This is a genomic window from Leeia oryzae DSM 17879 (assembly GCF_000376945.1).
Lineage (GTDB): Bacteria > Pseudomonadota > Gammaproteobacteria > Burkholderiales > Leeiaceae > Leeia > Leeia oryzae.
In genome coordinates, this window is sequence record NZ_AQXU01000019.1 from 84,023 (window position 1) to 96,957 (window position 12,935).

General features: G+C 53.4%; 8 protein-coding genes and 1 tRNA gene. 5 read left to right on the forward strand and 4 right to left on the reverse strand.

All coding sequences use genetic code 11. The features are described from left to right. Positions 1-248: 248 nt before the first annotated feature. Complete coding sequence (locus tag F552_RS0106105) at positions 249-1,160, reverse strand: LysR family transcriptional regulator (RefSeq protein WP_018150845.1); 912 nt, start codon at positions 1,158-1,160, stop codon at positions 249-251. Between the two features lie 102 nt (positions 1,161-1,262). Between F552_RS0106105 and F552_RS0106110 the strand changes: the two genes are divergently transcribed. Next, the gene (locus F552_RS0106110) at positions 1,263-2,474 is read left to right on the forward strand and encodes an MFS transporter (RefSeq protein WP_018150846.1); all 1,212 of its coding nucleotides are present in this window, start codon (positions 1,263-1,265) and stop codon (positions 2,472-2,474) included. A 239-nt stretch (positions 2,475-2,713) separates the two neighbouring features. Then, positions 2,714-3,685: a DMT family transporter gene (locus F552_RS0106115; protein WP_026182438.1), complete on the forward strand. Its 972-nt coding sequence runs from the start codon at positions 2,714-2,716 to the stop codon at positions 3,683-3,685. Here the strand turns inward: F552_RS0106115 and F552_RS0106120 are convergent. After that, positions 3,682-4,599: a LysR family transcriptional regulator gene (locus F552_RS0106120; RefSeq protein WP_018150848.1), complete on the reverse strand. Its 918-nt coding sequence runs from the start codon at positions 4,597-4,599 to the stop codon at positions 3,682-3,684. The genes F552_RS0106115 and F552_RS0106120 overlap by 4 nt on opposite strands. A gap of 98 nt (positions 4,600-4,697) precedes the next feature. Here F552_RS0106120 and F552_RS0106125 point away from each other — a divergent pair, with 98 nt between their 5' ends. Continuing rightward, positions 4,698-6,290: an NADH-quinone oxidoreductase subunit L gene (locus F552_RS0106125; RefSeq protein WP_018150849.1), complete on the forward strand. Its 1,593-nt coding sequence runs from the start codon at positions 4,698-4,700 to the stop codon at positions 6,288-6,290. 21 nt (positions 6,291-6,311) lie between these two features. Beyond that, a complete protein-coding gene (locus F552_RS0106130; RefSeq protein WP_018150850.1) occupies positions 6,312-8,888 on the forward strand; it encodes a YbcC family protein in 2,577 nt (858 codons plus the stop codon). A 593-nt stretch (positions 8,889-9,481) separates the two neighbouring features. Here F552_RS0106130 and F552_RS20510 read toward each other — a convergent pair. Both F552_RS20510 and F552_RS0106135 read right to left on the reverse strand, forming a co-directional pair. Further along, positions 9,482-9,605 (reverse strand) — tRNA-OTHER (locus tag F552_RS20510). A 14-nt stretch (positions 9,606-9,619) separates the two neighbouring features. Next, positions 9,620-10,366: a hypothetical protein gene (locus F552_RS0106135; RefSeq protein WP_018150851.1), complete on the reverse strand. Its 747-nt coding sequence runs from the start codon at positions 10,364-10,366 to the stop codon at positions 9,620-9,622. 1,025 nt (positions 10,367-11,391) lie between these two features. Here F552_RS0106135 and F552_RS0106140 point away from each other — a divergent pair. Continuing rightward, entirely contained in the window at positions 11,392-12,900 is a 1,509-nt protein-coding gene (locus F552_RS0106140; RefSeq protein ID WP_018150852.1) for an SIR2 family protein, read from the forward strand. Positions 12,901-12,935: the final 35 nt, after the last annotated feature.

Below are 12,935 nucleotides of genomic sequence, written 5' to 3' on the forward strand. Positions count from 1 at the left end.
GAGAAATGAGCTGCACCTCAAAAGCTAGACATCCATCCAGCCTGTGGGGTGTTTTTCATGACCATTCTTAATGACATGCTCTCGCAACGATGTCTTGCCTGGCGGTTGATGGCATACGAGGCTCCAAGAGGTGTCAAGGTGTTGATCCTGTATAAAGTTTTTGCATTCAAGGCTTTACATAGGATTTGACGTGCTACGCGATCACGGCGAGATGATTGTCAGTGTCACTGCAAATCCTCATGAATACATCAGCCCTGTAGGTCTGCGTCGCTCTGCAGTATTTCCGTCAGCCAGTCGGCGAATACGCGCAAGCGTGGCGATGCCATGCGACCTTGAGGATAGAGTAGTGAGATGGGCATTGGAGTGGGTAATGTGCCGGGCAGCACCTCTACCAACGTGCCGTTTTCCAGGTATTCGCGTACCTGGTATCTGGCTGCTTGAGATAAACCCATCCCTTGCAACGCGCAGGCAACATTTGCTTCGGCATCGTTGACGGATATGCTGCTTTGTACCTCTACCCGCACCACACTACCATCCACCATATAATCCCAATCGTACGGTCTGCCCGTAAGGCCAGAGAAGTGTGATACGCCGCGATGCGCTCTGAGGTCTTCCAGCGTTTGGGGTACCCCGTATTTCTGCAGATAGGCAGGCGTAGCACAGGTCAGAAAGGCCATATTGCCTAGATGACGTGCAATCATGTTGGAATCCTGAAGGGTGCCTACTCGTACCGAACAGTCCAAGCCTTCCTCTATCAAATCCCGGACGCGCTCACTCAGACCGACGACCAGCTCAACTTCAGGGTATTTTTCGCAGAACCGGGCGATGTGTGGGATGACGATGTTGCGGCCCAGGGTGCCCGGAAGCTCTACCCGAAGGCGCCCGCGCGGCAGGCCAGCGTTCGGACCACGAAAAGTACCTTCAGCATCTTCCACGGCTTGCAGGATATCCAGGCATTTGTGGTAGTAATCTGTGCCATCTTGCGTAAGGGAGAGGCGGCGCGTAGTGCGCTGAAGCAGCTGCGTGCCTAGGTAGGCTTCCAGCTTTTTGATGGTGGCGGTGAGTGCAGCACGTGGTAGGTCCAGTGTCTCGGCCGCTTTGGTGTAGCTATTGGCTTCGACAATGCGGACAAAGGTCTGCATGGCTTTTAGTCTGTCCATTGTTCATATTAAGTGAAAATTGTATGTCTATTATGCACTAATTATCTTTGATCGCCATTTGTCTACACTTTGCTCATCGAAATCTCTCAAAGGAGTCAAATCATGAGCAAAGCAGAAGAAAAAGACATCAGCCCCGGCATGGTCAGCTTGCTGGCAACCTCAACCGGCCTGATCGTTGCAAGCCTGTATTACGCCCAGACGCTGGTTGGCCCAATCAGTGTGTCTACAGGTCTGTCGCCCGAAGCGGCTGGTCTTATCGTTACGCTGACTCAAATCGGTTACTGTATTGGACTGCTGTTCATTGTCCCTTTGGGCGACCTGCTGGAAAACCGCAGGCTGGTGTTCACCGGTTTGATTTTTACCTCGATCATGTTAGTGATGGCAGCTGTCAGCCGAAGTGCATGGATGTTCCTCACCGCTGCACTTGGCATCGGACTAGGCTCGGTTGCTGCGCAGGTCATAGTGCCGTTTGCGGCGCACATGTCGAAGGAATCAAGTCGTGGCGTCACCGTCGGTAAGGTGGTGAGTGGTCTGCTGCTGGGTATCATGCTGGCGCGTCCGGCGGCTAGCCTGATTGCCGATGTCACAAGCTGGCACGTTGTGTTTGGTGGTGCTGCGCTCGTGGTTCTGATGGTTGCATTTGTCCTGCGCGCTAAACTGCCAACACGTACGCCAACCGCTACCCTATCGTATCCTAAACTGATGGGCTCGCTGTGGCACTTGTTCCTGAATACGCCTGTCCTGCGCCGTCGCGCAGCCTACCATGCAGGCATGTTTGGTTCGTTCAGCCTGTTCTGGACCGTGACGCCGCTGATGTTGTCCAGCCCACAGTTCCATCTGTCGCAGACCGGTATTGCAATTTTTGCACTCGTTGGGATGGCGGGCGCTGTGGCCTCGCCAATCGCTGGCAAGCTTGCTGACAAAGGCTACACGCTCATGGCAACCGCTGCTGCACTGGCGCTAGGGGTGATTGGCTTCGTGCTGCCGATGATTGCACCGGAATCGCGCAACATCGCCTTGGGCATTCTGGTGATTGCCTCTATCGTTCTGGACATGGGGGTCGCTGCTAACCTGGTACTCGGCCAGCGTGCAATCTTCTCGCTGGGGGCGGAAATACGCAGCCGCCTGAACGGCGTGTACTTCGCGCTGTTCTTTGCTGGCGGTGCGCTGGGTTCCGCACTGGGTGGGTGGATCTTCGCTACTCACGGCTGGATTGCCGCCCTGATGACTGGTGCTGCATTCAATGGCCTGGCTCTGCTGTACTGGGTGACCGAATATTTAGGCCGCACTAGCTACCAATGCAAAACCGCCTAAGCCATCCAGGCTACTGCAGCCCAAACGGGCTGCAAGTGGCGTTATACGATGCCAAGGTAGCGGGCAGGTGGCCGAACCTGATTGAAGGTAAACCCGAAGACAGGGGAAGACTGACCGGGGGCCAATGTCGTTTAAAAGCAATTTGACTGGCATTCTGGGTAAGTTACCCAAGCGGCACAAAAATACTATCAAGGCTTCGAGCCTGGCAGAATGTGCGCGCTCTCTTTGAGGGGATTCAAATGCGAGGACCCGCTTTCCTCGGTGTGATTGCTGCGATTTTTGCGGCATTTTCCTGGTCGCTAAACTTTGTGGCCCCATATGTGCTTGGGCCATACTCGATTTACGACCTTGCCGTCTGTCGTTTCCTCATTTCTGGCCTGATGGGGCTGGTCATTTTATATGCGCTGCGTAAAACGGCGCCGCAACTGGGCCTGCTGGATTGGTTTGTGGCGGGCTGGCTGGGTTTTGTCGGGTATGTCGGCTACTTCTTGACCATCATGGGGGCGGTGCTTTTTGCCGGGCCGATTGTGCCGCCTGCATTCGTTGCGCTGGTACCGGTGGTGCTGGCCCTGACGAGCAACCGGGGCAAACATGCCATACCCTGGAGTGCCTTGATGTTGCCGATTGCGCTAACGTTTACAGGCTTGCTATTGGTAAACGCCAATGCCTTCATGCAGACGGCCCGCTTATCTGGCAGTGCGGTTATCGGGATCGGGTTTTCAGTTGGGGCCATCGGGCTGTGGACGCATTTTGCCATGGCCAACCGGGCGGCGCTGGCGAAGCGGCCGCAAATCAATGCCTGGAAGTGGACTGCCGCCATGATGGTGGCGGGGGCGGTGGAAATCCTGGCGTTTGTGCCGTTTGGTTATTACTTTCAGCTGCTGAATTTGCCGCAAGTTGGTTTCTCTTGGGCGTTGTTTGCGCCTATTTTCTATGCGTCTGTGGCCCTTGCGGCCATTGGGTCTATTGGCGGGTCTTGGGCATGGACGATGGCCTCCAAACGCCTGCCCATTGGCCTGGCCGGGCAACTGATCGTGACAGAAACCATTTTTGCCACGTCGTTTGGCCTGATGGCGCATCACCGCTGGCCTACCTGGCAGGAGGTATCAGGCGTTACCTTGCTGGTGATTGGTGTGGTCAGCGCGCTTCGGGCGTTTCATGGCAGCCTGCAGCAAAAAAACCTGCAACCCCTTGCCAGTACGCAGGTCTAGGGCGTTGCAGGGTAGTTGGCAGCAGGCTGGCCGGGTAGCCCTGCCAGCAGTTGTTCCAGCAGCTCTATGCGGTGCCGATGCGGCGTGGTAATGGCGTAGAAGTGCTCTTGCAGTTGCGGCGTTTGTCCAACGCTGACCAGTATGCCCTGGCGCAATTCATCCTGCACGACGACCTCTGGCAGGACGGTCAGCCAGCCGCTGTCTCGGGCAATCAGGCGGAGCATGGCCATGTCGTCTACTTCTGCGCGGATTCTTGGTTTGACACCGGCAGACATGCACAGGGCGTCAAAGCGCCCGCGTAGGGCATGCTGTGGCCCCGGCAGGGCCAGGTCTAGCCCGTTCAGGTCGTCTGGCACACGCAGGGTCTGGCCTTGCCAGATGTGGGCCGGGCCTACCAGAGAAATGGTCTGGCTGCCAAGAAAGCTGCAATGCAGCGGGCGGTCCGGGTCGGCAGGTGCAGGTTCATTGGCCAGTACAATATCCAGCTGGTGCTGCTGCAGCCGCTCCAGCAAGCCATCCAACTGGCCAGACTCTAACGAGAGGGTCACACTCTGGTCGCCCAGTAGCGGCCGAATCCAGTTTTCCTGATAATTTCGCGATAGCGTGGCAACGCTGCCCACCCGTAACCGGATCATGCCTTCACTACGGCCTTGCAGCCGGCCGAGCATTTCTTGCCCTAGTCCAAAAATATTCTCTGCGTAGGTGAACACCAGCTGACCTGTCTCGGTCATCACCAGCCGCCGTTTTTCACGCTCGAAAAGGGCTTCGCCCAGCCGGTCTTCCAGCTGCCGAATCTGCGCTGACAGGGCCGATTGCGAGGTATGCAGCTCGCCAGCGGCCTGGGTCAGATGCCCTGTTTTGGCGACGCGCCAGAAGTAGAACAGGTGATGAAAATTGAGTTGTTCCAGGTTCATTGTTCTGTTTTTGTGATGAATATTTTACTAATTATATATTTTACAGAACATTTTGCGGCAAATATGATTCGTTCCAGTGTTTTTACGGAATATTTGCCATGAATCCTGTCTACTACGCCGCACATGCGGTTGCATTGGCGCCTGCCGTCCTGATGTTCTCTTATATCGTTTTACGCATGTGCCGGCCGGGCGTGGATACGGCCGTCTGGGCACCGTTTCGCGTGCTGGCAGGGCTTGGGCTGATGTGTGCGCTGGTGCAGCCGTGCTTGCTGTGGTCCGCCAAAGGGCTGATGCCAGCCAGTGAGGTGGCAGGGTGGGGTGCCTGGTTTGCGCCCAACCCGTTGTCTGCATGGCTGGCCGTGCTGGTGCAGCTGCTGGGCACCGTGATTGGCGTGTTCTCTGCGCGCTACCTGCAGGGGGAGCCCGGCCAGCACCGCTACGCCATCGCGTTTGCTGGCGTACTGGGGTCTGTGCACCCGCTGCTGCTCGCCGGCCACTGGCTGGTGCTGATTACGGCGTGGGCGGCTGTCGGCCTATTTTTGCGCCACTTGCTGTGTTTTTATCAGGACCGCCCGTTTGCGCTGCTGGCTGCGCACAAAAAGCGCATTGCAGACCGGCTGGCAGACATGCTGATGCTGCTGGCGGCGGTACTTGCCTGGTCTACGGTGGGGAGCGGTTCTTTTGCCGGGCTGTGGGCATACCTTGCGCAGCACGGTGCCCCGGTTGCGCTGCAGGGGAGTGCCATCTGCCTGATGCTGGCCGTCATCTTGCGTACAGCACTTTTCCCTTTTCATGGCTGGCTGATTCAGGTGATGGAAGCACCTACACCTGTCTCTGCAATGCTGCACGCCGGGGTGGTCAATCTGGGTGGGTATTTGCTGATTCGCTTCTCGCCGCTTCTGGCGGTGGTGTCTGCGGCACGCTGGCTGCTGGTGGCATTTGGTCTGGGTACCGCGCTGCTGGCCGGGTTTGTCATGCTCACGCGCATCAGCATCAAGGTGCGTCTGGCGTGGTCTACGGTGGCGCAGATGGGGTTTATGGTGCTGGAGTGCGGCCTAGGCATGTATGAACTGGCCGCGCTGCATTTGATTGGCCATTCGCTGTACAAGGCGCATGCGTTTCTCTCTGCGTCTTCTGTGGTGCGCAACACACGGCTACAGATGATGCGCGGGCAGCAGCCGGTTGCCGTCTGGAGCCTGCTGCTGGCGCCGGTGGTTAGCCTGGCCATCGTAACGCTGGTGCAGATGCTTGCCCCGGCAGGCTGGCCATGGTGGTGGAGCGGCATTCTGGCCTTGGCCTGGAGCCCGTTGCTGTGGGCCCCGGCAGCCCAAGACGGCGTGGTAACAGTCGTGTGGCGGCGGGTGATGTTTGGCGCCTTGATGGTCGCGGTGCTAACCACCATGGCGGCCCTGGTGCACATGCTGCCGCTTCGCATTGCGGATGCACCGTTTCATGCCGCTGGCTGGGTGGCACTGGCTGGCATGGCGCTGCTGTACCTGGGCCTGGCCACGCTGCACCTGTACCCGCAAGGCTTTCTGGCCTGGCGGCGCTGGAGCTACGCCGGGTTTTATGTGGACGAGTTTTATACCCGCCTAGCTCTACGTCTGTGGCCAGCACGCTGGACGCCAGAGCCGGCAAGCCACACCCCACCACCGCTTGCAGGCACCATGCCTGTCATGACCAAAGACTAAACCCGACTACCGGAGGCTGACATGAACACAGATACGGTTGCAGAACGTAACAAGCACACGCCCGGTGTTGGCGCAGGTGGCGATGTCTCTGCCCAAGCTGCGTTGGGGACGGATGGCGCATTTGCATGGCAACGGATCAACGCGGCTTGCGAGGCAGCCTGCCAGGCGATTGCGCCGGCGTGGCCGCTAGACCGCGCCATTGCCGTTAACCCGCACTGGGAGCGGATCAACCGGCCCCTGCGGCAGGTGGCCGCCCGTATGGCCGTACTGGGGGATATTCAGGTGTTCCCGCCGCTCGATCAGGTGAGTGCAGCGTGGGCATCTGGCCGCATTACGCCTGCAGATTTGCATTACGCCCTTAAAACGCTGCCTGGGGCGGTGGAGGCAGGCTTGAGCGAGCGCACCTGCCTAGAGGCCCTGGTGAGCCAGCAAAAACCGCAGCGCCTGCCACTGCTGATCGACGTGCTGGACGATGACCCGCAGCGCCACGCCCGGCTGTCTTGGCGGCAGGCCATCACGCATCAGGTCAGCCAGACCTGCGCGGCGTACTTTGATGAACATCAGGCAGACTGGCAACCCGGCCGCGGGCAGGGGCTTTATGCCTTCTGGCGGGACTTGATCACCCACGATCATGGCATTGGCGTGCTGATGGGCTTGCCGCAACTGGGCAAATCGCTGGCGGCGCTACCCGCCACACGGCAGGATGCAGAATCCTGGGTGCTACAGCGCCTGGCGCTACCAGAGGCCGCCTGGGCAGACTATCTGGAAGCCGTGCTGCTCACGGTAAACGGCTGGGCATCCTGGTGTGCCTACCTGCGCTGGCAGGCAACACTGCGTGGCGGCTCTGACGAACACCTGCGGGACTTGCTGGCCATCCGGTTGGCCTGGGGTGCCATCTTGCTAGACTGCAAGGACGATATGGCGGCCCGTCATGCCTTTGCCGCCGTACAAGGCCACTGGCGCGATGCCGCAACGCTGCTGAAGCAGGCAGAAGCGCAGCTGCTGGTAGACGAGGTCTGGCAGGTCGCCTTTGAGGCAGGCTACCAGCGCACACTGGCCCAGAAGCTTGGCGCAACTGTACAGACGGCAATGCCTGCTGCCGCAACAGAGGTCGAGGTGCAGGCCGCGTTTTGTATTGATGTCCGCAGCGAGCCCATGCGCCGGGCGCTGGAGTCTGTCTGGCCAGCGGTTCAGACCATCGGCTTTGCCGGTTTCTTCGGCCTGCCGGTGGCCTATTCGCCGCTGGCCACCGCGGTAAACCGGCCGCAGTTGCCGGGTTTGCTGGCGCCCGCGTTCCACGTCACAGATGTCGTGGTACCCGCAAGCGGGCCAGATGCCCGCCTGTCGAGCGAGGTGGTCAGTGATGCACGCCGCACACGCTTTGCCTTGTCAGACCAGCTGCATGCGGCCAGCCGCTGGCCGGGGGCCTCTTTTTCTTATGTAGAAGCGGCAGGGCTGGGGTATCTGGGCAAGCTGTTCCAGTGGCTAAAACCCTCCCGCCGCGCACGTACGCGGGACGATCTGGCCGGTTTGCCCGGGCGCTATAAGGCGGTTTGCCGCCCCGTGTTGGACGGCATAGACAACCCGGCCAAGGCAGACCTGGCCGCGCGCGTGCTGCACGCCATGGGGATTGCGCACCACCTGGCACCGCTGGTGGTGCTGGTAGGGCATGGCAGCCAGAGTACCAATAACGCGCACGCCGCCGCACTAGACTGCGGCGCCTGCTGTGGCCAGACCGGGGAGGTGAATGCGCGCGTGCTGGCCCAGATGCTGAATGACCCGGCCGTGCGTACTGGCCTTAACCAGCGTGGCATCCATGTACCGGCAGAAACCGTCTTTGTGGCGGCGCTCCACAATACCACTACGGACGAGATAGAAGGCTTTGACCTTGATCTGCTTGGCCCTGCAGCCAAGGCACGCTGGGACCGGTTGCAAGGCACCTTTGCCCAAGCTGGCGACCAAGTGCGCCGGGAACGCGCCACCCGCCTGGGCCTGGACCCGACAACCCGCCACAACCAGCTGCTGACCCGCCTGCAAGCGCGCGCCAATGATGGCGCACAGACACGTCCCGAATGGGGGCTAACAGGCAATGCCGCGTTCATCATCGCGCCACGCCAGCGCACCCAGGGCACGGTGCTGGATGGCCGCTGCTTCCTGCACGACTATGATGCCACCAAGGATGCAGACGGCAGCCTGCTAGAACTGCTGATGACGGCGCCCATGCTGGTCACCCACTGGATCAACTGGCAATACCACGCCTCTACCTGCGACCAGACACACATGGGCTGCGGCAACAAGCTGCTCCACAACGTGGTGGGCGGGCATATCGGCGTGTTTGAAGGGAACGGCGGCGACCTGCGCATCGGCCTCGCCAAGCAGTCTGTACACGACGGCCAGCGCTGGATGCACGAACCCCTGCGCCTGACCGTGATCATAGACGCCCCGCAAGACGCAATAGAACGGGTAATCGCGCGGCACGCCACAGTCCGCCACCTGATCAACAACGGCTGGCTGCACCTGTGGCGTTTTGATGAGCCGGGTTTGCAGCGTTATGCAGATGGGCGGTGGCAGGTGTTAGGGCTGGATGTGGGTGTGTGAGTAGGGCTTATGCTGGGTTAGTAGATTGTTCTGTTGACCCGGTATGGCAAAGCGCAGTGTATTGCAGTTGTGCTGATTTAGTTGCGCCCGATGCATTTTCGATCGAATTCCTCGCCTGTATAGTGGTGCCCAAAGATCAGAAATGTATTGCCAAATATAAAACGATGTTTCCGTAAATTTGCTAAAGCGGTCATAAGCTCCATAGAGCTTTATCGAATGCCTCTTTTGGGCAAGCTGCCTGCTGCCTTATCGGACTATCCACTTGGATCGGGAAAGAGCACCACGAGTTCGGAGAAGGAGTAGCCGTTCATAATCGAACATGGCAGCTTTTTAGTCGTGCTGTAAAGCACTTAACAAAATAATCTAGTTGTAGAGATTCAAAAAGTTCCGTTCGCACAATCAACAAGGAAATGGCAAGAACAAGTTATTATTCAAAGAACTATTCGGTCAAAAGGTAAAATTCGCAACAAATAAAAGAGCATGTTGGTAATTAGCAGAATTTTGATGAGTCATTTGAAGACTAGAGTTGTTCGATGAACAATTCTCCGAGTTTTCGGTGAGAATCATTTGAGTGCCTAGCAGGGTAAATTTAGCGGCCGGTGGAGGATTTGAACCTCCGTCTACCCGACGAAAGGCGACCATTTTTGATCACCTTTCGTCGGGTGGCTGAGAGCAAGCTCTCAGCCCCGGGGTGCACTACCACTGTGCTAACCGGCCAACTTAAGCCATATTTACCAATTAAGCACAGTCATTATATCATTAACTTGGCTCGCTGAGTAAAGCAGCTCTAGCTTCATGAAATTCTTTGCTGCAACAGTACGACGATCCCCTTTAAGATTGCCGAAACGCTTTATCAAGATTGATTTCACCTCGTGCTCTCCTAGCATATGACCGCAAAACCATTTTGCTACATCTTGCCAGGCTTTAGAGCATAGTAGTGCGTCGTATGAAGTTAGTTTATCGACTAATGAGGGACTCATCTGATATTGCTTTTTGATCTTATCTAAAGGCAGCTTTCCCATTGCCTCCTCAGTTCTATTCCGATCTATATCTCCTGACGCATGAAGCTCCTCGTTACGAATGAGCCGATAGTAGTTTACGAGTGCAAAAGATGGTGTATTTTGCAATTGCTCTACTTTTGTATTAACTTTTTCCACACTCCGGTCATTGACAGGCATTGATGCAAGCACCGTCAGTGCGAGTGTCTTCGTCACAAAGTCCCCCTTGTCTATGTCGTGAAAAAACGCTGTTTCTCCTTTCAGTTTTTTTATAAATTGAGTTGAGCGGACACGTTCACATAACTGGTCACCAGCGCTGAATACGTAGGCAAGATGTGAATAAACAAGGTACATTTTTGCATCAACGAATGATGCATCTGGATATAGAGAGTGAAAACCCAATTTTTTTGCGCATTCACGGAGATATTTAGCCTCGTCCGATTGCTTAGCAAGAGTACCAGCGAAAATTTGGGCTGACATTTCCAATATATTCAGGTGTAAATTATGCCTGCCTAGTAAATGTCGGAATTCGAATTCAAGCAATCTAGGACACTGATCTTTGTCTAATATTGAACTTTGTAATGTCGTGGATGCCTTTAGAGGAGACCTCTTTAGCTGCTTCGATATCACGTTAGCTTACCTCTCATGGTAATGGAATGAAATAATTGCATTTTGGAGGGCTTGTCAGCTAGTTTGCACGTAGATAAGGGCGTCTTGCCTATCAGCCATCGATGCGCCCTGGCTTTGAAGGAAATTCAGATACTTGAATGTATAAAATACTTGCTCCCATTAAGGTCTCTTACCAAGCCGTGAGAAAAATTGGAAATTGTATGCAACTTCCGAACAAAAAGTACCATTCATATCATTGGCTGATAGATTTTTTAATACAAGTGATAATCTATGTGGGAATATGGCATTGTCTTTGTTGTCTTGGCTTGTAATCTGGAGAAAAAGTCAAATATGGGGGATTATCCAAGCGGCAGCTTCTTTGCTGAAGGTGGTTGTTTTGCCGTCGTGAAAGTGAAGTGTAGCAACAGATCCGAAATCTGCACACCCTGAAACAGGAAGTCGTTGTTTGGCGGGGGTGCAAGTGAAATGACCGGCATGTAGCCCTGAGCAAATGTTAAGGGCAGATAGTGTGGCAAACTGCTTCAGCAGAGGACAAGACTTAGGCCAAAGCGGACATCCATCATAAGTAGCGCATGTCCACTATGGACCATTAGTCGCCAGTCGCACGTCTTACTTAGTGGCTCCAGCTTTGCGGACTTTAGCTGGCACCTTGGCAGGGGGAGTTAGGGCAAGCGGAGCTGGTCATGGTATCCGCATGATTGAGTGGCATGCGGTCACGCACATGACCAAGCGCTTGAAAAATATGGTGTTCGGGTACGATAATACCTGCCTGAAATATCAATTTTTATGCGGGTGGCACGCATATACCATACGAGTATGCTCAACACTTTGACCAGCAATAATCAATACGATTAACTCAAAAAAAAGAATAGATCATGAACATTAATGAATTCGTTTCTCAATTTAAAAATCACCCAATATTATTTGTTGGCACAGGGTTCAGCCTTCGATATTTAAACTCATCGTTCACATGGGATGGACTGTTGCGATACATTGCAACCGAAGTTTCTGGAAGCCCAGAATATTATCTAGATATAAAATCAAAAAATATAAACAATGGAAAATACTCTTTTGATAGCATTGCTCAAATATTGGAGATGCATTTCACAGACGCACTTGAGAAAGATCGAAATGGGAAATTCAAAATCATAAATGACAAATTCTATGAAAATATGGAGAGTGGTAAACACATAAGTCGATTTAAGATTTATATTTCGGAGCTATTATCAAAATTAGAAATAAAAGAAGAAAAACAAGAAGAGATAGCCGAATTGAAAAAAGCCGCCAAAAATATCGGCTCAATCATCACTACAAATTATGATCAACTTATCGAAAAAATAGTAGACTTTAACCCACTAATTGGTAATGATATTCTCTTGAGCAATCCATATGGCGCAATTTATAAAATACATGGATGCACATCAAACGCAGAAAGAATAATAATAACAAATGAAGATTATGAACAATTCGACAAGAAGTACGAATTAATCAGAGCGCAACTTCTCTCCCTTTTTATCCATAATCCCATCGTATTTATTGGTTATAGCATTAATGACGATAATATAAAAAAGATTTTAAAAACAATATTTACTTATGTTGAGCCAAATTCAGAACAAGCGTTGAGAATAAGAAATAACTTTCTCCTTGTTGAATATACACAAGGGGAAGCATCAGAAACAACCTGCGAGCATGATATTGATCTTGAAGGGTTTTCAACAATAAGAATAAACAAAATAAAAACCGATAATTTTTCTTCAATTTACAAAGCACTTTCTTCGCTAAAACTCCCAGTTTCAGCAATGGATGTTCGAAAAGTACAAAACATTGTTCAGGAGTTGCAAGCTGGCGGTGAAATAAAGGTGCACATTACTGAAGACTTAGAGGAACTAAAAAATGGTGACCGAATTATTGCCATCGGCTCAAATAAATCCATTACTTACAAATACATGAACGTAGCAGAGACAATATCTAATTACTTCAAGATAATTGACGAAGATAATGAACAGCTTTTGCTACTTATCAACCAGTTTACGATTAGTAAGCAGCAATTTTTCCCCATCTTTGCATTCTCTAGTATGCAACCCAATCTGCATAAAGCTGCTGAACTTAAGACACAGCAACTTGCCAAAATTAAAGAAACACTAGAAAACACACCGGATACCTGTAAATCCTCACACAAAACTATTGAAGAAATTCTTGCCGATCAAAACATCGCTGAAAGTAACAAGAGAAAAGTTATATTCTGGTGCGCCATGAATAAAACAATTAGCATTGAATGCCTTGAGACTTACTTGAGAGACTTTTCTGAGTCAAAGACAACCGATTATCGTAAATTATTATGCGTATTTGATTATCTCAAATACGGCGGCAACTTGCTTCATTAAGACGAGGACATTCGAAGTGCCATACCTCTCTGCAG